The organism is Micromonospora sp. NPDC052213 (assembly GCF_040679695.1).
Taxonomy (GTDB): domain Bacteria; phylum Actinomycetota; class Actinomycetes; order Mycobacteriales; family Micromonosporaceae; genus Micromonospora.
Genome location: NZ_JBFAVI010000004.1, coordinates 11822 through 37824, shown reverse-complemented (window position 1 = coordinate 37824; position 26003 = coordinate 11822). Strand labels below are relative to the sequence as shown.

Below are 26003 nucleotides of genomic sequence, written 5' to 3'. Positions count from 1 at the left end.
TGCCCTGTCGGTCGAGGGGTGGCGGCGGGGCATCGTGCATAGAGGGGCCGGACGTGTGAGGGGTGCGTCCGGCCCCTCCCCCTGTCCGACGTCAGCCCGTCGACCGGCCTCTGAGTCGCCTGCGACCCGTCGACCTTTCTGGTCTGCGAACAGCACGTCCTCGCCCTCGGCCGGGATGCTGACCGACGGTCAGGCGACCGGCTGCGCGACGTTCTCCCGGACCCACTCCACGATCGAGGCGGTGGTGGCGCCCGGCGTGAAGATCTTGGCGACGCCCAGCTTCTGCAACTCGGGGATGTCCGCGTCGGGGATGATGCCGCCGCCGAAGACGACGATGTCGCGGGCGTCCCGCTCACCGAGCAGCTCCACCACCCGCCGGAAGAGCGTCATGTGCGCCCCGGACAGCACGGAGAGCCCGACCGCGTCGGCGTCCTCCTGGATCGCGGTCTCCACGATCTGCTCCGGGGTCTGGTGCAGGCCGGTGTAGATGACCTCCATACCGGCGTCCCGGAGGGCACGCGCGACGACCTTGGCGCCACGGTCGTGGCCGTCCAGGCCCGGCTTGGCGACGACGACCCGAACACGAGAGCTCATCTGCGCATCCCTTTCACCGGCTCCGCGGCTTCACCTGAACGAACGGTAACCCGCCCGGCCCGGCCCGGGAAATCCGGGCGGCGAAGCGCACGGCACACCGGCCGGCGACACCGGGGGAGGTTGCCGCCGTAGACGGTACGCATGCCGTAGATGATCACCGCCGTCAAGCCGGACGACTCCGCCGTTCGGTCACGCTGCGCGACGAACGGGCAGTTACGGGGGCGCCGTTCGACGGGAACGAGGCATGACAATCACGGACGCAAAGGGACAGAACGCAGGAGCAATTCGGCGCTTCGGCTTGTGACGGGCCTGGTGGTTGGCTACCGTGTCCACGGTTGTCATCAGGTCCACGGACGGGTGACGACGCGGCCAGCCGACGTTCATCGGAGTTTCACGAGCGTCGAGGAAGCCGCATCGGATCCCCGACAACGGAGGGTGTGCGTGCGCCAGCGCCTGTCGTCTGAGCCCGATCGATATCGCGGCCGCCGTCGCGTACCCACCCCCCCGCGTAGCCGCTACGCCGCCGTCGTCACCACCGCCCTCGTCGGGGCCGGTGTCGTCGCGCTCGGCGCGAGCGCCATGCCGGACGCGAAGAGCGTCGACCCGTCGGTCCTCGACGAGCTGAAGGCCGCCTCGACCCTGAGTCAGGACGCCGCGGCCCGCGCCGACGCCGCCGACCGCGCCTCCCGCGACAGCACCCGCGCCGCCGGAGCCGAGGACGCCGCCGAACGCGAGGTCTGGCGGCTCCCCCTGGAGAGCTTCGAGTTCAACACGCCCTACGGCATGCGCTGGGGCAAGCTGCACACCGGCGTCGACCTGGTCGCCCCCGAGGGCACGCCCTACGTCGCCATCCACGGCGGCACCGTCACCAAGGCCGGCTGGTTCGGCGGTTACGGCTACACGGTGATCGTCCAGCACGCCGACGGCAGCGAGGCGATCTACGGCCACTCCTCCGCGCTGAGCGTGCAGCAGGGGCAGCAGGTCAAGGCGGGCGACCAGCTCGGGCTCGTCGGCAACACCGGCCACTCCTACGGCTCGCACCTCCACCTGGAGGTCCATGTCAAGGGCGAGCCGCGCGACCCGGTGCCGTGGCTCCAGGAGCGCGGAGTGGACATCAAGCTACAAACCGAGGCATATTACAACGACGCAGCCGCGTCCTGACGCTGAGTACCGATCGTTGACCGCCCGGATCTGTCGATCCGGGCGGTTTTTCGTCGGCCAGCAGCAGGCGAAAGTCTGCTGGGTCACAGTCGCGAGTGTGACCGGTGCCACGGCCGCCCATGATCACTTATCGCTACCAAAGCCCCAACTCGGGAGTTAACGGACGGCACCGGCCACCGTCGCTCCGTCCCGACCCGATCCCCCTACCCGCTGCCGACGCCGCCGACACCAGTATTTCGAGGTCAAGTGCCCCTCGATCAGTGAAGGTCCGCCGTGCAGGAAGACATTCAGAACGAGAACACCCCCGACGCCCCCGCCCGGCACCGGAGGCGGGCCGGCGGCCGCACCCGAGTGATCGTCGCCGCGGCGGCCCTGGTCGGCCTCGGTCTCGGCGGGGCCGCCTTCGCGGCCACCGGCAACGACGAGCCCTCCGTCCCGGCCGCCGTCTCCCTCGACGCGCAGGCCCGCGCCGAGGCCGCCGACCGCGCCGACCGGTCCGCCCGCGAGTCGGCCGTTCCGGCCACCCCCTCGGCCAGCCCGACGCCGAGCCCCACGACGGCCAGCCCGTCGGCGAAGCCCAGCCCGAAGGCGACCACCGCCAAGCCGACGCCGAAGAAGACCAGCAAGCCGAAGCCGAGCTGGGTCGTCCCGATGAAGGGCGCCGCGATCACCTCCTGCTACGGCCCGCGCTGGGGCACCCTGCACGCCGGCATCGACTTCGCGCTGCCCGCCGGCACCCCGGTCCGCGCCGCCTTCGGCGGCACGGTCACCAAGGCCGGCGACGTCGGCGACGGGTACGGCATCTCCGTCGTCGTCGACCACGGCAACGGCTACCTGACCCACTACGCCCACCTCAGCACCGCAAAGGTGGGCGTGGGCGACAAGGTGGGCGCCGGCGAGACCATCGGCCTGGAGGGCTCCACCGGTGACTCCACCGGGCCGCACCTGCACTTCGAGGTCCACCAGGGCCAGATGTGGAACCAGATCGACCCCGCGCCGTTCCTGCGCGCCCGGGGCATCGACGTGGCCTGCTGACCCGTACCGACCGGGACGGCCCGGTCCGGCGTACCGCCGGGCCGGGCCGTGGCCCGTCTCAGAGCTTGTCGATCGGCGCGTGCCGCAGCACCAGCCACATCGTCTGGTCACCGAAGTCGATCTGCGCCCGGGCGCCCGGGCCGTGCCCCTCCACCGCGAGCACCCGCCCCAGGCCGTAGCGCTGGTGGTTGACCCGGTCGCCGGCGGACACCTTCGGGCCCTGCGGCAGCTCGCTCGCCGTGGTCAGGCGGCTGGCGTCGACGCCGAGCCGCTTCGCCAACTGGGCGGCCTTGGGGGTGCCGCCGTTGAAGCCGCCGCGCCCGCCGGGCACACGGTCCGCGCGGCCCCCGACGCCGCCGCCCCCGCCGGCCCACGAGGTGTACGACCCCTCGGTGCGCTCCCAGCGGACCAGCTCCGGCGGCAACTCCTCCAGGAACCGGGACGGCGGGTTGTAGGACGGCTGCCCCCACGCCGAGCGGGTCACCGCCCGGGAGAGGTAGAGGCGCTGGCGGGCCCGGGTGATGCCCACGTACGCCAGCCGGCGCTCCTCCTCCAGCTCCCGGGTGTCGCCGAGCGAGCGCAGGTGCGGGAAGACGCCGTCCTCCAGGCCGGTCAGGAAGACGACCGGGAACTCCAGCCCCTTGGCGGTGTGCAGCGTCATCAGGGTGACCACGCCCTGGTGGTCCGGGTCGTCGGTCGGCACCTGGTCGGCGTCGGCGACCAGCGCGACCTGCTCCAGGAAGCCCGCCACGGTGGCCCGCTCCCCCTCCTCGCCGGTCGCCTCGATCCGCTCCGTGTACTCCCGGGCGACGCTGACCAGCTCCTGGAGGTTGTCGACCCGACCGGCGTCCTGCGGGTCGAGGCTCTCCTCCAACTCGGTGAGGTAGCCCGAGCGGGTCAGCAGCGCCTCCAGCACCTCCTCCGGGGTGCCGGTCTCGGCCATCTCGCGGGCGCCGTCGAGCAGGTCGACGAAGTCCGCGATGCCGTTGGCCGCCCGGGTGGAGATGCCCGGGGCGTCCTTCGCCCGCCGCAGCGCCGCGCCGAAGGAGATCCGGTCCCGGCTGGACAGGGCCTCCACGCACGCCTCGGCGCGGTCGCCGATGCCCCGTCGGGGGGTGTTGAGGATCCGGCGCAGGCTGACCGTGTCGTCGTCGTTGACCACCGCGCGCAGGTAGGCCAACGCGTCGCGGACCTCCTTGCGCTCGTAGAAGCGCACCCCGCCGACCACCTTGTAGGGCAGGCCGACCCGGATGAACACCTCCTCGAAGACCCGGGACTGGGCGTTGGTGCGGTAGAAGACGGCCACGTCACCGGGGCGGGTCTCGTCGGCGTCGACCAGCCGGTCGATCTCCCGGGCCACCCAGTCGGCCTCGGCGTGCTCGGTGTCCGCCACGTAGCCGACGATCCGCTCGCCGGCGCCCGCCTCGCTCCACAGCCGCTTCGGCTTGCGCGAGGTGTTGCGGTCGATCACCGCGTTGGCGGCGTTGAGAATCGTCTGGGTCGAGCGGTAGTTCTGCTCCAGCAGGATCGTGCGGGCGTCGCTGAAGTCGCGCTCGAACTCCAGGATGTTGCGGATCGTCGCGCCGCGGAACGCGTAGATGGACTGGTCGGCGTCGCCGACCACGCACAGCTCCGCCGGCTCGACCCCCTCCGTGCCCGAGACCAGCTCCTTGATCAGCACGTACTGGGCGTGGTTGGTGTCCTGGTATTCGTCGACCAGCACGTGCCGGAACCGCCGGCGGTAGCTCTCCGCGACGTGCGGGTGGGACTGGAGCAGGTGCACCGTCGTCATGATCAGGTCGTCGAAGTCGAGCGCGTGCGCCTCGCGCAGCCGCCGCTGGTAGAGCGTGTAGGCCTCCGCCAGCGCCCGCTCGTTGGGGCCCTTGGCGCGACCCGCGAACTCCTCCGGGTCGACCAGCTCGTTCTTCAGGTTGGAGACCTGGGCGGCGAGCCCGCGCGCCGGGTAGCGCTTCGGGTCGAGGTCGAGCTCCCGGGCGACCATCTGCATCAGCCGACGGGAGTCGTCCGCGTCGTAGATCGAGAAGGTCGACTTCAGCCCGGCGTGCTCGTGCTCGGCGCGCAGGATGCGCACGCACGCGGAGTGGAACGTCGACACCCACATCAGCCGGGCGCGCGGGCCGACGAGGTGCGCGACGCGCTCCTTCATCTCGCCGGCGGCCTTGTTGGTGAAGGTGATCGCGATGATCTCGCCGGGGTGCACGTCCCGGGCGGCCAACAGGTAGGCGATCCGGTGGGTGAGCACCCGGGTCTTGCCCGAACCGGCGCCAGCCACGATCAGCAGCGGCGAGCCGGCGTGGGTGACGGCGTCGCGCTGCGGCCCGTTGAGGCCCTCGACCAGGGCCTGCGGGTCGAGGCGGGCGGCGGCGGACCCCGGCCGGTGCGGCGGGGTCGGGGCAGGCGCCGGCGCGGGCGGGGACACGGGGATGTCGAAGAGAGGATGCATCGCACGGCGAGTCTATGCCGCCGGCCGGACACTTCCCCGCCGCGTGGACCCCGGCGCGACCGGGCCGTCACCGGTGGACCGGCCGAGCCGACGGCCCGGACCTGCCTGAGCGACCACCGGAGCGACCGCCGGAGCGACCGGACGGGCGACCGGGCGCGGGCCGATCCGGCGCGGCGTGCCGGGTGGATCCGGCAGGGGCCAGGCGGATCCGGCGGGGCGGGCCAGGTTGAGACGAAGATGTCACCCTGTCCCGTCTGGTGCCGCCGGCCCGGGTACAGAACGATGACGGTGAAAATCCGGCTCCTTCCCCCGTACACGACTGGGAGAACGACCATGACTCAGCCGCGTTCGCGCGGTCGGGCGGCGCTGCGTCACCTCGCCGTGCCCGCCCTCGCGTTGGCCGTCGTCGCCACGCTGCCCACCGCGTCCCGGCCCGCCCCGGCCCCCGCCGACGACCCGTGGGCCGCCCTCGCCCCCGTCTCGGTCTCCTACGCCACCCCCACCGGCGGGGAGGTCAAGGGCAACTTCCTCAGCTACAACGACTTCCACGGCGCCATCGACCCGCCCGGCGGCAACGGCGCGGTGGTCAACGGCACCCCGGCCGGCGGGGTGGAGTACCTCGCCACCTGGCTGAAGCGGCTGCGCGCCGAGGCCGCCGCCGAGGGGCGGGTCACCACCACCGTCGGGGCCGGCGACCTGATCGGCGCCACCCCGCTGGTCAGCGCCGCCTTCCACGACGAACCGACCATCGAGCTGATGGACGAGATCGGGCTGGAGATCAGCTCGGTCGGCAACCACGAGTTCGACGAGGGCGTCGACGAGCTGATCCGCATCAACAAGGGCGGCTGCCACCCGGTCGACGGCTGCCAGGACGGGGACGGCTTCGCCGGCGCGAAGTTCACGTACCTCGCCGCCAACACCGTCAGCAGGACGACCGGGCTGCCGATCCTGCCCCCGGTCGACGTGAAGTTCGTCGGCGGCGTGCCGGTCGGCTTCGTCGGCGTGACCCTGGAAGGCACCCCGGACATCGTCAACCCGGCCGGCATCGCCTCGGTGCGGTTCACCGACGAGGTGGCGACCGCCAACAAGTGGGGCGGGCTGCTCAAGCTCTTCGGCGTCAAGGCGATGGTGCTGCTGGTGCACGAGGGCGGCGCGCAGTCGCCGCCGCCGGCCACGCCGGGCGTCTCGGACTGCGCGAACTTCTCCGGCCCGATCGTGGACATCGTCCGCGGCCTGCGGCCGGAGTTCGGGCTGGTCGTCTCCGGCCACACGCACCGCTTCTACTCCTGCTCCCTGCCGAACTCCTCCGGCGCGCAGAGCGTCGTCACCAGCGCCGGCAACAACGGCCAGCTGATCACCGACGTGGACTACTCGCTGGACCGGCGCACCGGCCGGTTCACCGGCATCTCCGCCCGCAACGTGGTCGTCGAGAACGGCGTCCGCAACCCGGACGGCACCTGGCAGCAGAGCGCGCCGGGCACGTACGTGCGCAACCCCGACCTGGTGGACCCGGCCGCCAAGGCGCTGGCCGACAAGTACCGGGCGGCCGTGGCGCCCATCGCCAACCGGGTGGTGGGCCGGGTGTCGGCCGACATCGTCCGCGACGCCCGCCCCAACGGCGAGAGCCCGCTCGGTGACGTGATCGCCGACGCGCAGCTCGCGTACACCCGGTCGGCCGGGGCGCAGATCGCGCTGATGAACCCGGGCGGCATCCGGGCGTCGCTGCCGTACGCCGCCTCCGCCGGCGAGGCGCCGGGCGAGATCACGTACGGCGAGGCGTTCACCGTCCAGCCGTTCAACAACCTGGTGGTCACCCAGACCCTCACCGGCGCCCAGCTACGCAACGTGCTGGAGCAGCAGTTCGTCGGCTTCAACGGGCAGACCACCCAGCGCATCCTCCAGGTCTCCGCCGGGCTGACCTACTCCTACGACGCCACCGCCCCGGCGGGCTCGCGGGTGAGCGCCCTGGCGCTCGACGGCGTGCCGGTCGACCCGGCGGCCAGCTACCGGGTCACCACGAACGACTTCCTGGCCAACGGCGGGGACGGCTTCACCGAGCTGCGCGCCGGCACCGGCCGCAGCACGGCCCCCGGCTTCGACGTCGACGCGCTGATCGCGTACCTGGGCGCCGGCGAGCCGGTCGCCCCCGGGCCAGCCGACCGCATCACCCGCCTCGGCTGAGCGGGCACGGTCCCGGCGTCGCCGACGGCGCCGGGACCGTGCCGCCGGCCACGTGTCCGTCCGAATCCTTGCGCGCGCCGGCCCTGGGTCGGCATACTCGACGGCGTGTTCGGTCAGCGCTTCTACTTTTACTACGGCACCGGGAGTCCGGCAGCCGTGGGTCGCGCCTGATCAACAGACCTACGAGAAGCCCCGGGCTCCTGGAGCCCGGGGCTTTCTCCGTCCCGGGATCCGGGCACCGGGCACCTGACGGCGAGGGGTACCCGATGATGACAGACGTGGTGGAGTCCAACGGCAGCCTGACGCGGCCCGGGGCGGGCCGGCCCGACCCGGGGGCATCCGGCCAGGTCGACACGCCTGGCGGCGCCGACGACGCGAAGCCGGAGGCGCGCACCGGCACCGCGGAGCCGGGCGCGGCCGCCCGGATCGTGGAGATCCGGGAACGGATCGACGAGATCGACCGGGCGCTCATCGAGCTGTGGCAGGAGCGGGCCCGCCTCTCCCAGGAGGTCGGGGCGACCCGGATGGCCTCCGGCGGCACCCGGCTCGTGCTCTCCCGGGAGCGGGAGATCCTGGAGCGTTTCCGGGTCGCCCTCGGCGCCGACGGCACGCAGCTCGCGCTGCTGCTGCTCCGCGCCGGCCGCGGCCCCCTGTGAGGCGTACCGGGACGGCGCGACGGGCGGGCGGCGCGGCGCGGCAGGCGGCAGGGGGCCTGGCCGACTACCGGCCCGGTTCTCGCCGCCGCTGCGGACCGTGCGGCGCGGTGGTCGCGTCCCGGCCGCCGGCCGCCGCGCCCGCCCGGAAACGACGGAACCGCCTGCCGTCGTCGCGGTGACGTCGGCAGGCGGTTCCGTGGTTGTCACACCTCGTGCGTCTGCACGATCTCCCGCTTCTCGGCGAAGTGGCAGGCGCTCGGGTGGTCCGAGCCCGACCTGATCTCCAGCAGCGGGACCTGCTCGGCGCAGACGTCCTGCGCCTTCCAGCAGCGGGTCCGGAACCGGCAGCCCGAGGGCGGGCTGACCGGCGACGGCACGTCGCCGGTGAGGCGGATGATCGCCTTGTTCTCGCGGACGGTCGGGTCCGGCACTGGCACCGCCGACAGCAGCGCCTGGGTGTACGGGTGGGTCGGCCGCTCGTAGATCTCGTCCTCGGTGCCGATCTCCGCGATCTTGCCGAGGTACATCACCGCGACCCGGTCCGACAGGTGCCGGACCACCGACAGGTCGTGCGCGATGAACACGTACGACAGGCCGAACTCGCCCTGGAGCTGCTCCAACAGGTTCATCACCTGCGCCTGGATCGACACGTCCAGCGCCGACACCGGCTCGTCGCAGACGATGATCTCCGGCCGCAGGGCGAGCGCCCGGGCGATGCCGATGCGCTGCCGCTGACCGCCGGAGAACTGGTGCGGGTACCGGTTGATGTGCTCCGGGTTCAGACCCACCAGATCGAGCAGTTCCATCACCTTGCCCCGGCGGCTGCCCTTCGGCGCCACCTCCGGGTGGATCTCGAACGGCTCGCCGATCAGGTCGCCGACCGTCATCCGGGGGTTCAGCGAGGTGTACGGGTCCTGCATCACGAGCTGGATCTGCCGGCGCAGCCGCCGCAGCGCCCCACCGGAGAGCTTGGAGATGTCCTGGCCCTTGTAGAGCACGCTGCCGGAGGTCGGCCGCTCCAGGTTCATCAGGACCCGGGCCAGGGTCGACTTGCCGCAGCCGGACTCGCCGACCACACCCAGGGTCTCGCCGGCCTTGAGGTCGAAGGAGACCCCGTCCACCGCCTTGACCTGGCCGATGGTCTTCTTGAAGACCACACCCCGGGTCACCGGGTAGTGCTTGACCAGGTCACGGACCTCGAGGATGTTCTCAGTCACGGTTCACCAGCTCCTCGGCGAAGTGGCAGGCGCTGGCCCGGCCGGCACCCACCTGCAGCAGCGGCGGGACCTTCTCCCGGCAGACCGGCTGCGCCATGGGGCAGCGCGGGTTGAACGGGCAGCCCGGCGGGATGTTCATCAGGTTCGGCGGGAGGCCCTTGATGGTCCGGAGCTGCTGCCCCTTCTCGTCCAGCCGGGGAATCGAGTTGATCAGACCGATCGTGTACGGGTGCGCCGGCTTGGCGTACAGGTCGTACACGTTGGCTTCCTCGACGATGCGACCCGCGTACATGACCGCGATCCGGTCCGCGACGTCGGCGACCACGCCGAGGTCGTGGGTGATCAGGATCATGCCCATCTGCCGCTCCCGCTGGAGTTCGGCGAGCAGGTCCATGATCTGGGCCTGCACCGTCACGTCCAGCGCGGTGGTCGGCTCGTCCGCGATCAGCACCTCCGGGTCCAGTGCCAGCGACATCGCGATCATGGCGCGCTGCCGCATACCACCCGAGAACTGGTGCGGGTAGTTGCTGAACCGGCCCTTGGCGTTCGGGATCTTGACCTGGTCGAGCATCTCGATCGCGCGCTTCTTGGCGTCGGCACGGCTCATGCCGCGCCGCACCCGGAACTGCTCGGCGATCTGGAAGCCGACGGTGAAAACCGGGTTGAGCGCGGAGAGCGCGTCCTGGAAGATCATGGCGATCCCCTCACCGCGGATGCGGCGACGCTCCTCGAAGGACATCCTCAGCATGTCCTTGCCGTGGAAGCGGACCTGACCGCCGGTGACGAAACCGGGCGGCGTGTCCAGGATGCCCATGATGGTCTGCGCGGTGACGCTCTTACCGGAGCCGGACTCGCCGAGCACGGCGAGGGTCTCCCCCGCGTCGACGTGGTACGTGACCCCGTTGATGACCTTCGCGACGCCGTCCCGGGTGCGGAACTCCACGCGGAGGTCGTCGACCTCGAGCAGACGGCCGGAGGGGCGACCGGAGGTACCCGCCGCGGACTGCTCGGACACGAGAATGTCGGACAACTGAATCGCCCCTAGCGGAGTTTCGGATCGAGGGCCTCGCGGACCGTCTCACCGAGCACCACGAAGCTCAGCACGGCGGTGACGAGGAAGGCGGCCGGGAAGAAGAGCAGGTACGGCGCGACCCGGATGAGGGACTGGGCCTCGTTGATCATGATGCCCCAGGAGACCACCGGGCTCTTCAGGCCGACGCCCAGGAAGGACAGCGTCGCCTCGGCGCCGATGAACGAACCGACCAGGATCGTCCCGTAGACCAGCAGCGGCGCGAGGCTGTTCGGCAGCAGGTGCTTGAGGATGATCCGGCCGGTGCCGGCACCCAGCGCCCGGGCGGCGACGATGTAGTCGGCCTCCTTGGTGGCCAGCACCGAGGAGCGCATCAGCCGCATCACGACCGGCCAGCCCAGCACGACCAGGGACATGCTCACCAGGGCCATGATCTCGGCCTTGCTGTTGCTCGTGCCCGACCCGTTGAAGGTCGTCAGGATGACGATGGCGCCCAGCACGAAGGGCAGGCCGAAGAAGACGTCGGCGACGCGGGAGAGCAGGGCGTCCACCCAGCCGCCCCGGTAGCCGGCCATGATGCCCATCGCGCCACCGATCAGCAGCACGCCGAGCACCGAGAGCACGGAGACCACGATGGAGGCGCGGGCGCCGTAGATCACCCGGGCGTAGACGTCGCGCCCCTGGAAGTCGTAGCCGAACCAGGCTTCCGACGACGGGCCGACGAGGCTGTTCTTCAGGTCACCGTTCGCCGGGTCGCCGGAGCTGAACAGCGACGGGAAGGCGGTCATCACCAGGAAGATGACGATGAACGTCGCGGAGATCCAGAACAGCGGCTTGCGACGCAGGATGAGCCAGGCGTCGCCGAGCAGGCCGCGCGGCTTCTCCTTGCGGGCGTTCTCCGGCTGGCCCGCGTTGGTGGGCGCGCCCAGCTCGGTCGGCGCGGTGGCCGGGGGCGTACTGACGATCGACGCGGCACTGGGGTCGCTCATGCCGGCACCTCGCTCCGCTCGACCCGGGCGTGGGTGCCCGGGCACGCTGCAATGACCAAGTTTCGTTCGCTGCGCTCACTCATAGCGGATCCTCGGGTCCAGGGCGGCGTAGAGCAGGTCCACCACGAGGTTCATGACCAGGTAGACCAGCACCAGGACCACCACGATGGAGACAACCGTAGCGCTCTCCTTGGTGACGATCGCGCGGAAGACCTGGCGGCCGATCCCGTTGATCTGGAAGATGCCCTCGGTCACGATCGCGCCACCCATCAGGGCACCGAGGTCGGTGCCGAGCAGGGTGACCACCGGGATGAGGGAGTTGCGCAGCAGGTGCACCCCGACCACCCGCCGCATCGGCAGGCCCTTGGCGATCGCGGTGCGGACGTAGTCGGCGCGCCGGTTCTCCGCGATGCTCGTCCGGGCGACCCGGGCGATGTACGCCATCGAGGCGCTACCCAGCACGAAGCCGGGCACGATCAGCTCCGAGATGCGCATCTCGCTGGAGACGGTGGGCTTGATGACGCTCCACTGCACGCCGAGCACCCACTGGAGCACGAAGCCGATGACGAAGATCGGCAGCGCGATCAGGAAGAGGCTGGAGACCAGGACCAGGTTGTCCAGGAAGCCGTTACGGCGCAGGCCGGTCAGCACACCCGCGGTGAGGCCGATGACCGCCTCGATGACGAGGGCCACCAGGGCCAGCTTCAAAGTGTTCGGGTACGACGTGGCGATGATGTCGCCGATCTCCCGGCCGCCGAACGTCTGCCCGAAGTCGCCCTGGAACAGGTTCTGCATGTAGTTGCCGTACTGCACCCAGATGGACTGATCCAGCTTGAACTTCTCGGTCATCATGTTGACGTAGGCGTCCGGGCAGGCGCGTTCGCCGCACTTGCCGGCGAACGGGTCGCCGGGCACCGACCAGACCAGCCAGTAGATCAGGAACGTCGTTCCGATGAAGACCGGGATGAGTTGGAGCAGCCGTCTCAACAGATAACGGCCCATGGGGTGGTCCTCCAGACAGGGGGCGCGTCGGACGGCCGACACGGGGATGACGGACGTGGCGAGGGACTGTTGTAACACTCCCTCACGGAACGGCCCGGGTCGGGCCCACCGGTAGGTGAGCCCGACCCGGGGTCAGACCGTTCGGATCAGAGCTCGACCGAGGTGAGGTCCAGCTCGCCGACGTTGGTCAGCTCGAGCTTCTTGATCTTCTCCGAGTGGCCGGACTGCTGACCGCCGAAGTAGATCGGGACCGTGGGAACGTCCTGGTCGATGATGGCGACCGCCTGAGCGAACTTCTCGTGCGCGGCCTCCAGGCTCGGCGCGGAGCTGGCCTCCTTGGCCAGGGCGTCGACCTGCGGGTTGCTGTACAGACCGTCGTTCGAGGAGCCACCCTTCACGTAGAGCGGGTTGACCCAGTTCTCCACGTCCGGGTAGTCCTGCTGCCAGCCGGCGCGGTACATGCCCTTCATCTTGTGGGCGTTGATGTTCTGGCGGAACACCGCGAAGGTCGGCATGCCCTCGGCGCGGGCGTTGATGCCCAGGTTGGTCTTGACCTGCTGCGCGACGGCCTCCATCCACTCCTTGTGGCTGGCGTCGGCGTTGTAGTACATGACCAGCTCGCCGGTGAAGCCGCCGGCCTCGTTCAGGAGCTTCTTGGCCTCGTCGACGTTGAACTGGCAGGCGGTGCAGTTACCCGGCTTGGCGCCCGGGGTCAGCGGGTTGGCCCAGCTGTCGGCCGGCTTCCGGTTGCCGAAGAAGATCTTGTCGCTGATCTCCTGGCGGTTGATCGACATCGAGATCGCCTTGCGCAGCTTGGCGTTCTGGAAGCGCTTGTCGTAGATCGGGAAGGCGATGATGCCGGTCGACGGGGTGGTCGAGGAGATCGCCCGGTCGGTCAGGTCCTGCTTCCACTTGTCGCCCGCGAGCGAGGAGACCGGAACCTGCTGCATGAAGTCGATGTTGCCGGCGAGCAGGTCGTTGTAGGCCGCCGTGTCGTCCTGGTAGATCTTGAGCGTGACGTCCTTGATCTTCATCTTGTCGCGCAGCGTGTAGTCGTCGAAGCGCGTCAGCTTGATCTGGACGTCGTCTTCCCACGACACGAACTTGACCGGGCCGTTACCGATCGGCTTCTTGCCGAACGCCTCGGCGCCCTGGGTGAAGAACGCGTCCGGCAGCGGCATGAAGGTGCTGTAGCCGAGCTTGGTCGGGAACACGGCGGTCGGCGCGGCGAGGGTGACCTCGAAGGTCCAGTCGTCGACGACCTTCAGGCCGGACATCTCCTTGGCCTTGGGCTCGGGGGCCTTCTGCGGGCCCTCGGCGCCGTCCGGGTCCTCGGTGTTGACGTCCCCGAAGCCCTGGATGTCGGCGAAGAAGCTGCCGTTCTGCGCACCGTTCGGCGAGTAGGCGCCCCAGTTCCAGGCGTCCACGAAGTTCTTGGCCTTGACGACGGTGCCGTCGTGGAACTTCGTGTCCTTCTTGATCTTGATGGTGTAGACCTTGGAGTCGGTCGTCTCGATCGACTCGGCGAGAGCGTTGCGCGGAGCGCTGCCGTCGTTCGGGTACTCGACCAGACCGGTCCACATCCAGTCGATGATCTTGCCGCCACCGGTCTCGGTGGTGTTCGACGGGACCAGGCCGTTCTCCGGCTGGGTGCCCTCGATGGTGATCGCGCCGTCGGCGCTGGCGCCGGCGTCGCCGCCGTCGCTGTCGCTGCTCGAGCAACCGGACGCGACGAGCGCGAACGCCGCGCCCAGCGCGACCGCGCTGCTTGCCCGCTTCGAGACTCTCATTCCGAGGGGCCTCCTCTTTCTAACCTGGTTCCGTCGTGGGTTTCACGCACGCAAGGGGGGTGACGCGTCCGCCGGCCCGCAGCGCGGGACGCCGGTTTCACCGCAGTGAAACGGGACAAGATGTTGTACCGATCCGCCGGGCCACCCCGCCCGCCGGGCTCGGCACCGCGCACGCGAGACCACCACGGAACACCGTTCACAGACGGCGGCCGTGGTCGTCAGGCCGTACGGAGTGCCTCACTCGAGGGGTGAGGTGCTGCCACTGTGACACTTACCGGCCCGTTCCGTGAAGGTGCCGTTATCAAGCCGTTAGTTGCTCGCCACGTTGCCGATACTTGAAAAAAGATCATGATCGGTGCCAGTCGTACTGCTCTGAGCAGGAAAGACACGGTTCTGCGGGATCAACGCCCCGGGCGTACGCTCGACGCTTGTGAGCTTTCCCGCGTCCGCTCCCGCACTTTCGGACGTCGTCCGGGCGCTGGCAGTTTTTGCCCATCCGGACGATATCGACTTCGGCTGTGCGGGCACAATGGCCAACTGGGTGGAGGAGGGCATCGAGGTCGCGTACCTGATCGTCACCCGGGGCGAGGCGGGCGGCTGCGACGGCACCGGTCGCGGGTCGGTGACCCGGCTGCGGGAGGAGGAGCAGCGGGCGGCCGCCGCCGCGGTCGGCGTACGGCAGGTGGAATTCCTCGACGGGTACGTCGACGGCGCCCTCGCCCCGACGCCCGACCTGCGCCGGGACGTCACCGCGGCGATCCGCCGGCACCGGCCCGACCGGGTGCTGACCAGCTCGCCGCTGCGCCGATGGGAACACCTCGCCGGGCCGGGCCACCCCGACCACCTCGCCGTCGGCGAGGCCACGACCTGCGCGGTCTACCCGGACGCGCGCAACCCGTGCGCCCACCCCGAGCTGCTGGCCGAGGGGCTCCAGCCGTGGGTGGTCCGGGAGATCTGGTACGCCGGCGGCCCGGCGCCGGACCACACCGTCGACGTCACCGGGCAGTACGCGCGCAAGGTCGCCGCGATGCGCGCGCACCGCTCGCAGACCGCGCGGATGGACGTGGAGACCTGGGTTCGGGACCAGCTCACCACGACGGCCGACGCGGCCGGGCTGCCGGCCGGCCGGCTGGCCGAGGCGTTCACCGTGCTGCGTACCGGGTGACCTGACCGCCGGACAGGTCCGGCCCCGGCACCGCGCGGAGCGGGTGCCGGGGCCGGAGCCGCGGAACGGACGTCGGTCAGGCCGTGAAGCGCAGCTTGCGACGGCGGACCACCAGCACGGTGACCGCGCCCGCGGCCAGCAGCGCCACACCGGCCGCGATCGCGGCGGCGGTCGGGGAGCCGGTCAGCGGCAGGTCCCCGCCGTTACTGGCGGGAGAGGTCGACGGTGCCGGGCTCTCGGCCGGGGCGCTCGGCGACGGCGACTCCGCCGGGGCGCTCGGCGAGGGCGACTCGGCCGGCGCGCTCGGCGACGGCGACCCGGTCGGGGCCGCGGCGAAGGTGGCCTCGGCCTTGGCGGTCACGGTCTCACCGGTGCTGCCACCGAGGATCAGCTTCTGCGCGGCCTTCTCGCCGGTGAAGAGGAAGACCCGGCCGAAGGAGACCGAGCCCTTGGCGGAGACGGTCGCCTCGACCTCGCCGGCGCCGTCCGCGGTCAGCCAGAACTGCCCACCGTTGGTGGTCGTGGTGACCGGCTTGCCCTCGGCGTCGACCGCCGAGCCGCCGCTGACCGCGACGGCGATGTCGCCGGCCGGGCCCTTGACCGTGAACGGGCCGGCCTTCTCGCCGACCGTGGCCTTGGCGCTGGCCGGGTCGACGCTCAGCTCGGCCTTCGGCTCGGGCTGGTCGGTGGCGTTGGCGACGAGGTAGTCGTGGACCCGCTTGACCACGTCGTACTGCTGCTTGCCGAGCAGGCCCTTGTCCTTGACCCAGTCACCGAGGGTGATCCCGTCACTGAAGTGCCAGATGGCGGTCTGGGTGCCGAAGTAGAGCAGCTTCTTGGCGTCGGCCTTCTCGGGGACGGCAGCGCCGGCGGCGGCCAGCAGCGTCGCCGAGTCGGCGTTCGGGTAGCCGTGGGTAAGCACCCACTGCACCTTGCCGAGGTTCTTCACCTGGGACTCGTCCCAGGTGCCCTCCTTGTACTTGCCGTCGATCGCCACGTTGGTGTGGTAGTCGATGCAGAAGGCCGGGACGAGCTTCCCGTCGATCTTCAGCGCCAGCCCGCCGGCGCTCTTCGGCTTTCCGTCGAGCAGCAGCTTGACGCTGCCGCCCGCCGACGTGGCCACGCCGGTCGTCTCGGCGGCGGCCGGCGCGGTGAAGCCGAGCGCCAGCGCACCACCGGCGACGGTCGCCAGGGCGATTCGCGCCCAGCGCCGTCCTCGTTGTCCGAACATCAAATTCGCGTACCTCTCCCCAGGGGTGACCCGCCGAACGGCGGGTGAGCGAAGCCGCATTCCCGCGGGTTCGCACCACCCGCACGCGAGAACGCGACGGGGCATTATGGGGCGGGAATTGATCGTTTGTCAGCCCCTGAGGGCCAGGTTCGTCGCTTCCGCCCGAAATGGTGGGGAAAAGAGGTGGATCACACGAGCCGGCGGTCGGCCGCCCAGCGGGACAACTCGTACCTGTTGGACATCTGGAGCTTGCGCAGCACGTTCGACACGTGCGTCTCGACCGTCTTGATCGAGATGTAGAGCTCCTTGGCGATCTCCTTGTAGGCGTACCCCCGGGCGAGCAGCCGCAGCACCTCGCGCTCGCGGTTGGTGAGCTGGTCCAGCTCCGGATCGGCCACCGGCGCGTCCGGACGGGCCGCGAACGCGTCCAGCACGAACCCCGCCAGCCGGGGGCTGAACACGGCGTCGCCGTCGGCCACCCGGCGGATCGCGGCGGCCAATTCCTCCGGGGAGATCGTCTTGGTGACATAGCCCCGCGCGCCGGCCCGGATCAGCCCGATCACGTCCTCCGCCGCGTCCGAGACGCTCAACGCCAGGAACTTGACCTGCGGATGGGTACGCCGCATCGCCTCCAGCACCGCGCGACCGCCGCCGTCCGGCATGTGCACGTCGAGCAGCACCACGTCGGGCAGCGTGGCGGCGATCCGGGTGACCGCCTCGCCGACCGTGCTCGCCTCCCCCACCACCTCGACGTGCGCACCCAGCTCGGCGCGGACCCCCGCGCGGAACATGGCGTGGTCGTCGACGAGGAAGACCCGCAGCCGCCCCGCGCCGGCACCCGCTCCCTCGACCGGTTCCATCGACTGCTCGGTCATCACTTGTCCCTTTCCGCCGTGGACGAGTCCCGGGAGATCGGCAGGATCAACCGGACCTCGGTCCCCTCCCCCGGCTCGGACCGGATCTCCGCCCGGCCGCCGTGCCGCTTCATCCGCCCGATGATCGAGCCCCGGACGCCGTGCCGGTGATCCTCCACCGTATCCGGGTCGAAGCCCTTCCCCCGGTCCCGGACGAAGACACTGACCTGGTCCGGCTCGACCTCGGCGTACAGCGAAACCGTCTGCACCCCGGCGTGCCGGGCGGCGTTCACCAGCGCCTCGCGCCCGGCCGCGACCAGCGCGCCGACCCGCTCGTCGGTCTCCCGGTCGCCGACCACCACCGCCTCGACGGTGATCGCGAAGGTGTCCTCGACCTCGGCGGCGGCCTGCTCCAGCGCGGCGGCGAAGCGCTCGGTCGGCGACCCGGTGGGCTTGTAGAGCCAGTTGCGCAGGGAGCGTTCCTGCCCCCGGGCGAGGCGCTGGACCGTCTTCACGTCGGCCGCGTTGCGCTGGATCAGGGCCAGGGTGTGCAGCACCTGGTCGTGCACCATCGCGGCCAGCTCGGCCCGCTCCTGCTCGCGGATGCGCCCCTCGCGCTCCGAGCGGAGCTGGTTGAACGTCCGCCACAGCACCGGCGCGGCCACCACCCCGACCCCGGCGAGCCCGACCAGGGCGAAGATCACGCCGTTGAGCACCGCGTCGAAGTTCTGCGCCGGGGAGTAGACCGCGGCGACGCCGATGATGCCGACCGCGACGAGCACCCCGCCGCCGATGAACCGGAGCACGAAGGCCCGCCGGTCGCTCTCCTCCACCACCGCGCCCAGCCACGGCACCGGCATGGAGTCGCCCCACTGCCGCCGCCGCTCCGGGGCCGACTGGTGCCAGATCACCCCGGCGCCGACCGCGATGATCGCGACCAGCCACCCGGCGGTGCCGGCCGCGCCGACCGAGTCGAAGACCATCATCTGCACCAGCAGCACGCCGAGGCCGATCGCCACGAACGGCAGCAGCTGGGCGACGTCCCGGCGGGGCGGTACGGCGGTGTCGCCGGGCCGCAGCGGCACGACCGCCCAGAAGGCCGCGTAGAGCAGCAGGCCGAGACCGCTCAGCCCGAGCAGCACCATGAAGGCGACCCGCACCCGCAGCACGGAGATGCCGAGGTGGTCGGCGATGCCGGCGGCCACCCCGGCGGCCATCCGGTGCTCGGGGGCGCGGTAGAGGCGAGGTGGCTGGGTCACGGCGTCGATCGGAGGCTCCCTGGTCACGACGGGCACGGGGCGGGCGACCGTCCGCTGCCGGCGCCGGTTCGATCGTCACACGCCGCGCCGCCACCCGGCCACGGGGACGCCCCCGACATTCCGACCGCCGGGATCTCAGGGTGGGGTCAGGGTCGGGTCCTGAGGTCGTCCGGGCGGTCGGGGCAGCAGGATCGAGGGCATGACCGAGGAAGCTGCCCAGTCCCCCCGTCCCGGGGCGGCACAGCCGGGTGGACCGCCGCCCGCCGCGACGCCCGCCGACGGGACCGCGTCCACCGCCTCCGGGGCGCCGCCGCCGGTGGCCGCGCCGGGCGCCGCCGGGTGGACGCCGCCGCCCGGCGCCGGGCCGGGCGTGGATCCGGGCGCCGGGCCGCAGCCGCCGTCCGGCGGCGTCGGCTTCACCTCCCGGTACGGGCTGGTCCGCCCCCGCGACGGCCGCTACCTGGCCGGCGTCTGCGCGGCGATCGGCCGGGCGACCAACACCGACCCGGTGCTCTGGCGGGTGCTCCTCGCCGTGCTCGGCTTCTTCGGCGGCATCGGCATCCTGGTCTATGTCACCGCCTGGCTGATCATCCCGGGCGAGGGGGACAGCGCCTCCCCCGTCGAGTCGATGCTCGGTCGGGGCCGGTCCAGCATGTCCCCGGTCACCGTGATCGTGCTCAGCATCCTGGTCGCGATCAGCTTCGGCTACATCGTCACCGACGCGTTCCGGGCGGTGCTGCTCGGCGCCACGATCCTGATCGGCGGGGCGCTGATGCTCAACCGGGACAACCGGGGCACCGGGGCCATGCCGGCCGGCCCGGTCCCGCCCGCACCGGCCGCCCCGCCCGGCCCGGTGCCGCCGGTCAGCTATCCCGCGCCGGCCGCGTACCAGGCCCCGCCGAGCGTCGCCGTGGCCCCCGGCGGAGCCCCGGCCCCGGCCGCGCCCGCGGGTGGCGTCCCGGTCACCGGCCAGCCGACCGCCGAGCTGCCCGCCTGGCCGCCGGCCGCCCCGCCCGCGCCGACCGCCCCGCCCGCGCCGGCCCCCGTCCCCGGGGGTACGCCGAGCGCCGGCTGGCCGCCGGCCGCGCCCACGTCCGGCTGGCCCGCCGCGACCTCGGGGGGCGCACCGGCCCGCCCCGCGCCCCTGCCGCCGGGCTACCGGCCCCCGTTCGCCCCGCACGGCCCGTACGCCGGCCAGGCGGGCATCCCGCCGCTGCCGCCACTGCCGCCGCGACCGCCGAAGCCGCCGAAGCGCCCACGTGAGCGCTCCCCGCTCGGCGCGGTGACCTTCTCGCTGATCTTCCTCGCCCTCGGCATGGTCGCCGTCGTCGACCTGCTGGACGTCTTCGACGTCGGGGCGTCGGCGTACTTCGCCGCCACCCTGGCCACCATCGGGCTCGGCCTGCTGGTCGGCACCTGGTTCGGGCGGGCCCGGTGGCTGATCGCGCTCGGCGTGGTGGCCGCCGCCGCCCTCGGGGTGGCCACCGTGGCCGAGTCCTACGACCGGGTCCGGGGCGTCGACGGCAACGTGACCTGGGCCCCCACCGACCACCGCGACCTCGCCGTCCGGTACGAGAACAGCTTCGGCGACGCGACCCTCGACCTGCGGGCGGTCGACTTCGACAAGAAGAACACCGAGATCACGGTCTCCGTCAACTTCGGCGAGTGCACCGTGGTGGTGCCGCCGAACGTCGACGTCACCACGGTGACCGACGTCAACGCCGGTGACGCGGTCGTCTTCGGCAAGCGCTCCGGCGGGCTGGACGGCCCGCTCCGGGAGACGACCGACCTGGGTGCCGACGGCGCCGGCGGCGGCACGCTGCGCCTCTACGTCCACGTGAACGCCGGCAACCTGGAGGTGATCCGGTGAAGGCCCACCGCACCGACATCGTGTCGTTCGCCTTCGGGCTGATCTTCGTCGGGCTCGCCGCGTGGTGGCTGCTCGCCAAGTTGCTCGGGCTCGCCCTGCCACCCGTCGGCTGGTTCCTGGCCGGCGCGCTGATCGTGATCGGCCTCCTGGGCCTGGTGGGCGCGCTGCGCTCCGGGCGCTCCGCCGCGACCGGAAAGGACGCGGCCCCCACCCCGGACGGCGTCGGGCCCACCTCCGCCCAGCCGGCCGCCGAAACCGCCGGTGACGAGCCGGACCGGCACACCGCCGACGTCGACCCGACCCGGTGGGACCTCGACCGGCCGGCCCCGGCCGACGAGCCGGCGGCATGGGGCACCGGGCGGTCCGACTGGGGCCAGCGGTCCGACTGGGGCGGGCCGTCCGAGTGGGAGGTGTCCGCGCCGATGTCGGGCACGCCAACGGCCGGCCCACGGACCGGGGACGACGCCGACGAGTCGCCCACCGAGGCGGTCACCGACGTCCGCCCCGACGCGGTCGAGGACCGGCCCGCCGACGAGGACGGCCGGCCCGGCCCGGTCGGCGGCGCGCCGTCCGGCGAGGAGCGCCCGCGCGGCTGACCACAGCGGTGCGGCCCGCCTCCGCAGCCGCCTATGCTGGCCGGTGAAGATCTCGCCTCCGCCGGCCGGACCGCGCCGACGTGGCCGCCGAGGCGGCCGGACCGCGCCGCCGTGGCGGTCCCGCCGCGATTCCCGTCTCTACCCCGTCAGGAGCCCGTCCGACATGACGCAGTCCCCCGCCGTGCGCCCCGCCGGCCGCTCCGGTCCGGTCCGCATCGGCGAGCGAGCCGCCCGTACCCTCGTCGCCGAGCTGGCCCGGATGAACGACCCGAAGGCCGCCCTGCTGGTCGGCGCGACGCCGGAGTCCGCGGTGCTGGCCGCGGCGATCGACGCGCTGCTGCCCGGCGACACCCTCACGCTGGTGCCCGCCGGGTCGACCAGCCCCGGTGCGCTGCGGGAGCACGTCACCGCCCAGGGTCGCTGGGTCGCCGACCGGGTCCGCGTGGTCGACACGCTCACCGAGGCCGAGCCCGCCACGGTGGTCATCGCCGGGGAGCCGTTCACCGGCACGGCCGACGAGACCCGCGGCGCCGTCGAGGGCCTGACGAAGTACCTCACCGACGGCGCGGTGCTGAGCGTGGCGACGACCGCCACGCCGGGGCGCACGGCGGGCGCGGCGGCGGAGCTGGACCGGCAGGGCGCGCTGTACGGCGTCGGCGCCGACCTGGTGCTGCGCAACAACCCGCCGCTGCGGGTGTACCGGCTCCGCTTCACCCCGGCCGACGCCGCCTCGGCGGCGTCGCTCGCCCCGGCGCACCGCCCGTCGAGCGTGCCGCTGACCCGCGGCATGCACATCGACTCCAACGGGGTGGCTGCCGCCGGCATCACGCTCGGCCTGGCCGCGCTGGCCCGGCTCGCCCGGCCGAAGTCGAAGCTCTGGCTGCTCCCCGCCCTGGCGGCCGCGCCGGTGGCCGCCTTCTTCCGGGACCCGGAGCGCGACGTGCCGGAGGACCCGTCGGCGGTGGTCGCCGCGGCCGACGGCCAGGTGCTGTCGGTCCAGCGGCTGCACGACGAGCGCTTCGGCGAGGGCGAGTGGCTGCGGGTCGCGGTCTTCCTCTCGGTGCTGGACGTGCACGTCAACCGCGCCCCGGTCGCCGGCAAGGTGGTCGACTACTTCGTCGCCGACGGCGGCTTCGCCAACGCGATGAAGCCGGCGGCGGAGCACAACGTCGCCGCGTACACGGTGCTGGACACCGCGCACGGCACGGTGGTCGTGGCGCAGCGCACCGGCCTGATCGCCCGACGGATCGTGCAGCGGGCGCCGATCGGCGCGCTGCTGGCCAGGGGCGAGCGGTTCGGGCTGATCCGGTTCGGCTCGCGCACCGACGTCTACCTGCCGGCCGACGCCGCCGAGCCGCTCGTCGGGCCCGGCGACAAGGTGGTCGGCGGCTCCACCGTCATCGCCCGCTGGCGCTGACGCGGCGGGCACGGGCAGACACGAAAGGGGCGCCGCGGGATCGCGGCGCCCCTTTCGGCGTACGTGGGGTCAGGCGGTGCGACGCTGGCGAAGCCAGAGCACCGGGCCGCTGACCAGGTAACCGACCACGATCAGGGCGAAGGTGAGCCGGATGTCGACCAGCGCGCCGATCACCGGGGCCAGCCACACCCACGGCGGCAGCTTGACCAGGCGGGCCAGCTTCGCGTACGGGAAGCTGGAGACCATGGCGAAGGCGAGCAGCGCCACGCCGGCGACCTGGACCGCGCCCGGCACCGGCAGCCCGATGGCGACGGTGAGGGCGAGGACGGCGGCCGCCATCGTGGTGGGCACGCCGCAGAAGAACCGGCCGTCCTTCGGCGAGACGTTGAACCGGGCGAGCCGGATGGCCGCGCACGCCGCGACGAGGGCGCACGCCACCGCCGCCGCCGCGGTGGACACCGACCCGGCCAGCGAGGCGTAGACCACCACGGGGGCGGCCAGGCCGAACGAGCACATGTCGGCCAGCGAGTCCATCTGCGCGCCGAACGGGCTGGCCACGCCGAACTTGCGGGCGAGCGCGCCGTCGAGGCCGTCGAACACCACGCAGGCGATCAGGCACAGCGCGGCGACCCGTACCTCGCCCTGCATGGCGAGGAAGATCGCCAGCATGCCGAGCATCAGGCTGCTGAGCGTGCAGGCGTTGACCAACGCGAACTTCATCCGGCGGGCGATTGTCCGCTCGCCGGGGAGCAGCGGGATCGCCATCGCCGGCTCGTCGACCGGGGGCGCCGGCGGGAGAGCGGGGCTGACCGGGGCGATCGACGCGACCTCGCCGCGCTCGAACCGGTTCAGACCGTAGCGGCGGCGGGGCCGGTCGGCGTACCGGTGCTCGGGCAGCGACAGGTCGGTGGCGCCGCGCAGGTCGCCGTCGCGGCGGCCCACCCGGACCAGTAGCACCTGCCGGGCGAACGTGCTGCTGCGGCGCAATGAGCCCGCCCAGCGACGCCCAGCGGGACGCGGACTGTCAGTGGTACGACGCCGGCGCCATGGGGCTCTCGGCACGTTTCCTCCATCACCGGATCGACTGACCGCCACGGGGGCGGGTGTCCGGCTGTCTCGTGCCGGACCTTTCCGGCCCGGCAGCCATTTTGCGGAGTACACCATCGCATAGGGGAACGGGGATTGGCGATAGCTGGCGGCGGTACTTATATCTCCCTTAAACCGCGCGAACCGCCTCTTATTCCCAACCCGGGCTCCATCGCCCGTTTCCTCCACCAACCCCACATCGAATGTACCGGACGCCCTCGCCACCGGCTCGGCGAGCGACCGCCGCCTACCCCGATGTCCGATTACGGACCGTCATCAATGTCACAGCCGGCCGGGCGCACCGGGTGCGGGCCGGCGGCCGTCGTCAGCGGGACGGGTGGTCGAGCGCCAGGGCGGCGATCTCGGTGAGCCGCAGCCCGGCGAGTTGGTCCGGGGTGAACCAGGCGGCCCGGGCGGTCGAGCCCCCGGCCAGCTCCGTCACCCGCGGCTCGGTCGGCGCGTCGACCGCCACCCGGTAGACCACCCGGATGCCGTGCCAGTCCAGCGGGCGCCCCTCCGGGCCCAGCGCGGCCGGGTTGTGCAGGTTGTCGACGCCGACCAGCTCGACCACCCGGCCGAGCTGACCGGACTCCTCGACCAGCTCGCGCAGCAGGGCGGCGACGGGCTGCTCCCCGTGGTCGGTGCCACCGCCGGGCAGGTGCCACCGGCCGGCCCCCGGGTAGCCGTCGGCGATCATGGCGAGCAGCACCCGCCCGGCCGGGTCGGTCACCAGCCCGTACGCCCCGAAGCGCTGCCGCCGGTCGGCCGACGGCGCACCCTCGGGGGGAAGCGCCCGGGGCAGGCCCGCCGGCAGGGGCGTGACGGGGAGGCCGAGCACCTCGGCGGTGAACGGCACCAGCGGCACCGCCGCCGCCTCGTCGGGGGCGAACCAGGCCAGCTCGTCGCTGCCGCCGGCCGGCTCCGGCCGCGGTTCGCCGCCACGCACGACGACGTCGAAGACGAGGCGGTCGGTGTGCACCGCGACCCCGGGGTCACGGAACGTGGCCACGTCGGCGAGCACGGCCCGGAGCCCGGTCACCTCCACGGCGAGGCCGGTCTCCTCGGCGAACTCACGGACCACGGCGTGCGCGGGATCCTCCGCGTGCTCCAGCCCGCCGCCGGGCAGCTGCCACACCCCGGGGAACGGGCACGAGGCCGAGCCCCGGGCCAGCAGCACCCGACCGTCGGCGCCCCGACACACCCCGTACGCCCCGACCCGCCGCCGTTCCTCCACCCGCCCGCACTCCCCCGCCCGCGCCGACCCGCTCCGTCGATCATGAGGTTAGCGGCACCGGAGTCGGCGTGCCGCCCGGTCAACCTCATGATCGACGGACGGGTGGGAGAAGGGGCGCGGGCCGGTCAGGCCAGGCGGGCGGCCTGGACGGCCTCGGCGGTGACCTCGGTCAGGCGGTCGGTGGGGAGGGCGCCCAGCTCCTCGCGGGCGAACCAGCGGGCCTCGCAGGTGGAGCCGCCCACGTCGGCGACGGTGGGCGGGGCCGGCTTGTCGACCACGACCCGGTAGAACGCGCGGACGCCGTGCCAGTCGATCGGGTAACCCTCCGGGCCCAGGGACGCGGCGTCCCGGTGGCTGGCCACGCCGAGCAGCTCGACGAGGCGGCCGGTCTGCCCGGTCTCCTCGACCAGTTCCCGGATCAGGGCCGCGCCGGGCTGCTCGCCGTAGTCCGTGCCGCCGCCCGGCAGGTGCCAGCAGCCCGCGCCCGGGTAGCCGTCGGAGACCCGGGTGAGCAGCACCCGCCCGGCCGGGTCGGTCACCACGGCGTACGCGGCGAAGCGCTGGGCCCGGTGCAGCCCGTCCGGACCGGGCACGGCGTAGAACGAGGGGAACTCGGGCGGCTCGTCCGGGACGATGTCGGCGGACGAGGCGGGCGCCCCGAGGGCACGCGCCGTGAACGACCGCAGCGGCAGCTCGCGGGCCTCCTCCGGGGTGAACCAGCGGGCCAGGTCCGTCGGCCGGTCGACCCGGTCGGTGAGGGTCCCGCCCCGGACGGAGACGTGGTAGATCAGGCGGTCGGTGTGGATGGTGATGCCCCGGTCCGGCAGCGCCCGCATGTCGGCCAGCACGTCGTGCAGGCCGTCGACGGTGACGGAGAGGCCGGTCTCGGCGGCGGTCTCGCGGACGACGGTGTGGTTCGGGTCCTCACCGTGATCGACCGCCCCGCCGGGCAGCGACCACGTGCCGGGAGTGCCGGAGCGCTCCGATGCGCGGACCAGCAACACTCGGCCGACCGAATCAGCACAAACTGCGTATGCCGCGATCCTGCGGAGCGGCTCCAGCATGGTGGTCACGGGGCCAAATTCTCCCCCGCCCGGGTTACCTGCATCGAAAAGAGTCAGATTCCTGACTCAAGGCTCGCGCCTCAGGGGCAGGTCAGGGTAAGGCTCCGG

20 protein-coding genes and 1 pseudogene are annotated in these 26003 nt (G+C 72.4%); 8 read left to right on the top strand and 13 right to left on the bottom strand.

Annotation, left to right across the window (positions count from 1 at the left end):
• Nucleotides 1-189: 189 nt before the first annotated feature.
• Nucleotides 190-594 carry a cobalamin B12-binding domain-containing protein gene (locus tag AB0L34_RS02095; protein WP_350684229.1) on the bottom strand — a complete coding sequence of 135 codons (405 nt, stop codon included), beginning with the start codon at nt 592-594 and terminating at the stop codon, nt 190-192.
• A gap of 441 nt (nt 595-1035) precedes the next feature.
• Here AB0L34_RS02095 and AB0L34_RS02090 point away from each other — a divergent pair, with 441 nt between their 5' ends.
• Entirely contained in the window at nt 1036-1755 is a 720-nt protein-coding gene (locus tag AB0L34_RS02090; protein WP_363701125.1) for a M23 family metallopeptidase, read from the top strand.
• 273 nt (nt 1756-2028) lie between these two features.
• The gene (locus AB0L34_RS02085; RefSeq protein WP_363701123.1) at nt 2029-2790 is read left to right on the top strand and encodes a peptidoglycan DD-metalloendopeptidase family protein; all 762 of its coding nucleotides are present in this window, start codon (nt 2029-2031) and stop codon (nt 2788-2790) included.
• A gap of 58 nt (nt 2791-2848) precedes the next feature.
• Here the strand turns inward: AB0L34_RS02085 and pcrA are convergent, their stop codons facing one another.
• Entirely contained in the window at nt 2849-5254 is a 2406-nt protein-coding gene (pcrA, locus tag AB0L34_RS02080; RefSeq protein WP_363701121.1) for a DNA helicase PcrA, read from the bottom strand.
• Nucleotides 5255-5587: 333 nt separating this feature from the next.
• Here pcrA and AB0L34_RS02075 point away from each other — a divergent pair, with 333 nt between their 5' ends.
• A complete protein-coding gene (locus AB0L34_RS02075) occupies nt 5588-7435 on the top strand; it encodes a bifunctional metallophosphatase/5'-nucleotidase (RefSeq protein WP_363701119.1) in 1848 nt (615 codons plus the stop codon).
• A gap of 266 nt (nt 7436-7701) precedes the next feature.
• Nucleotides 7702-8091, top strand: coding sequence for a chorismate mutase (locus tag AB0L34_RS02070; protein WP_363701117.1), 390 nt, complete (start codon nt 7702-7704; stop codon nt 8089-8091).
• A 203-nt stretch (nt 8092-8294) separates the two neighbouring features.
• On the opposite strand, the gene AB0L34_RS02065 is transcribed toward AB0L34_RS02070, so the two are convergent.
• The 5 genes from AB0L34_RS02065 to AB0L34_RS02045 all read right to left on the bottom strand — a co-directional run bounded on the left by AB0L34_RS02065 (nt 8295) and on the right by AB0L34_RS02045 (nt 14119).
• The gene (locus AB0L34_RS02065) at nt 8295-9308 is read right to left on the bottom strand and encodes a dipeptide ABC transporter ATP-binding protein (protein ID WP_363701115.1); all 1014 of its coding nucleotides are present in this window, start codon (nt 9306-9308) and stop codon (nt 8295-8297) included.
• Nucleotides 9301-10323: an ABC transporter ATP-binding protein gene (locus AB0L34_RS02060; RefSeq protein WP_363701217.1), complete on the bottom strand. Its 1023-nt coding sequence runs from the start codon at nt 10321-10323 to the stop codon at nt 9301-9303. Before AB0L34_RS02060 ends, AB0L34_RS02065 begins: the two co-directional genes overlap by 8 nt.
• A gap of 26 nt (nt 10324-10349) precedes the next feature.
• Nucleotides 10350-11327, bottom strand: a complete 978-nt coding sequence (locus AB0L34_RS02055) for an ABC transporter permease (protein WP_350704004.1) — start codon at nt 11325-11327, stop codon at nt 10350-10352.
• 75 nt (nt 11328-11402) lie between these two features.
• Nucleotides 11403-12329, bottom strand: coding sequence for an ABC transporter permease (locus AB0L34_RS02050; RefSeq protein WP_363701113.1), 927 nt, complete (start codon nt 12327-12329; stop codon nt 11403-11405).
• Nucleotides 12330-12475: 146 nt separating this feature from the next.
• Entirely contained in the window at nt 12476-14119 is a 1644-nt protein-coding gene (locus AB0L34_RS02045; RefSeq protein ID WP_363701111.1) for an ABC transporter substrate-binding protein, read from the bottom strand.
• Between the two features lie 430 nt (nt 14120-14549).
• On the opposite strand from AB0L34_RS02045, the gene AB0L34_RS02040 reads away from it, so the two are divergent.
• Nucleotides 14550-15284, top strand: a complete 735-nt coding sequence (locus AB0L34_RS02040) for a PIG-L deacetylase family protein (protein WP_363701109.1) — start codon at nt 14550-14552, stop codon at nt 15282-15284.
• Between the two features lie 76 nt (nt 15285-15360).
• Here AB0L34_RS02040 and AB0L34_RS02035 read toward each other — a convergent pair whose 3' ends face one another.
• The 3 genes from AB0L34_RS02035 to AB0L34_RS02025 form a co-directional block, all read right to left on the bottom strand.
• Nucleotides 15361-16515 (bottom strand): Cys-Gln thioester bond-forming surface protein, encoded by a 1155-nt coding sequence (locus AB0L34_RS02035; protein ID WP_363701107.1) that lies wholly within the window; start codon nt 16513-16515, stop codon nt 15361-15363.
• Between the two features lie 188 nt (nt 16516-16703).
• Nucleotides 16704-17390: a response regulator transcription factor gene (locus tag AB0L34_RS02030; RefSeq protein ID WP_363701105.1), complete on the bottom strand. Its 687-nt coding sequence runs from the start codon at nt 17388-17390 to the stop codon at nt 16704-16706.
• Nucleotides 17390-18655, bottom strand: a complete 1266-nt coding sequence (locus AB0L34_RS02025; protein WP_363701103.1) for a PspC domain-containing protein — start codon at nt 18653-18655, stop codon at nt 17390-17392. The genes AB0L34_RS02030 and AB0L34_RS02025 overlap by 1 nt, the downstream gene beginning before the upstream one ends.
• A 172-nt stretch (nt 18656-18827) precedes the next feature.
• On the opposite strand from AB0L34_RS02025, the gene AB0L34_RS02020 reads away from it, so the two are divergent.
• The 3 genes and pseudogenes from AB0L34_RS02020 to AB0L34_RS02010 all read left to right on the top strand — a co-directional run bounded on the left by AB0L34_RS02020 (nt 18828) and on the right by AB0L34_RS02010 (nt 22511).
• The gene (locus tag AB0L34_RS02020; RefSeq protein WP_363701101.1) at nt 18828-20498 is read left to right on the top strand and encodes a PspC domain-containing protein; all 1671 of its coding nucleotides are present in this window, start codon (nt 18828-18830) and stop codon (nt 20496-20498) included.
• Nucleotides 20495-20680, top strand: a pseudogene (locus AB0L34_RS02015) (hypothetical protein); the annotation flags it as partial. The gene AB0L34_RS02020 and the pseudogene AB0L34_RS02015, both read left to right, overlap by 4 nt.
• Nucleotides 20681-21257: 577 nt before the next feature.
• Nucleotides 21258-22511 (top strand): phosphatidylserine decarboxylase, encoded by a 1254-nt coding sequence (locus AB0L34_RS02010; RefSeq protein ID WP_363701099.1) that lies wholly within the window; start codon nt 21258-21260, stop codon nt 22509-22511.
• A gap of 69 nt (nt 22512-22580) precedes the next feature.
• Here the strand turns inward: AB0L34_RS02010 and AB0L34_RS02005 are convergent, their stop codons facing one another.
• From AB0L34_RS02005 to AB0L34_RS01995, 3 genes are all read right to left on the bottom strand, one after another.
• Nucleotides 22581-23498 (bottom strand): CDP-alcohol phosphatidyltransferase family protein, encoded by a 918-nt coding sequence (locus tag AB0L34_RS02005; RefSeq protein ID WP_363701097.1) that lies wholly within the window; start codon nt 23496-23498, stop codon nt 22581-22583.
• A gap of 424 nt (nt 23499-23922) precedes the next feature.
• Entirely contained in the window at nt 23923-24831 is a 909-nt protein-coding gene (locus AB0L34_RS02000; protein ID WP_363701095.1) for an NUDIX domain-containing protein, read from the bottom strand.
• Nucleotides 24832-24956: 125 nt separating this feature from the next.
• Complete coding sequence (locus AB0L34_RS01995) at nt 24957-25904, bottom strand: NUDIX domain-containing protein (protein WP_363701093.1); 948 nt, start codon at nt 25902-25904, stop codon at nt 24957-24959.
• Between the last annotated feature and the right edge of the window lie 99 nt (nt 25905-26003).

Excerpts from the sequence above, each read along its gene's own strand:
- AB0L34_RS02095 (WP_350684229.1), bottom strand. The coding sequence starts at position 594 with ATGAGCTCTCGTGTTCGGGTCGTCGTCGCCAAGCCGGGCCTGGACGGC.
- pcrA (WP_363701121.1), bottom strand. The coding sequence starts at position 5,254 with ATGCATCCTCTCTTCGACATCCCCGTGTCCCCGCCCGCGCCGGCGCCT.
- AB0L34_RS02075 (WP_363701119.1), top strand. The coding sequence starts at position 5,588 with ATGACTCAGCCGCGTTCGCGCGGTCGGGCGGCGCTGCGTCACCTCGCC.
- AB0L34_RS02070 (WP_363701117.1), top strand. The coding sequence starts at position 7,702 with ATGATGACAGACGTGGTGGAGTCCAACGGCAGCCTGACGCGGCCCGGG.
- AB0L34_RS02055 (WP_350704004.1), bottom strand. The coding sequence starts at position 11,327 with ATGAGCGACCCCAGTGCCGCGTCGATCGTCAGTACGCCCCCGGCCACC.
- AB0L34_RS02050 (WP_363701113.1), bottom strand. The coding sequence starts at position 12,329 with ATGGGCCGTTATCTGTTGAGACGGCTGCTCCAACTCATCCCGGTCTTC.
- AB0L34_RS02045 (WP_363701111.1), bottom strand. The coding sequence starts at position 14,119 with ATGAGAGTCTCGAAGCGGGCAAGCAGCGCGGTCGCGCTGGGCGCGGCG.
- AB0L34_RS02035 (WP_363701107.1), bottom strand. The coding sequence starts at position 16,515 with ATGTTCGGACAACGAGGACGGCGCTGGGCGCGAATCGCCCTGGCGACC.
- AB0L34_RS02030 (WP_363701105.1), bottom strand. The coding sequence starts at position 17,390 with ATGACCGAGCAGTCGATGGAACCGGTCGAGGGAGCGGGTGCCGGCGCG.
- AB0L34_RS02020 (WP_363701101.1), top strand. The coding sequence starts at position 18,828 with ATGACCGAGGAAGCTGCCCAGTCCCCCCGTCCCGGGGCGGCACAGCCG.
- AB0L34_RS02010 (WP_363701099.1), top strand. The coding sequence starts at position 21,258 with ATGACGCAGTCCCCCGCCGTGCGCCCCGCCGGCCGCTCCGGTCCGGTC.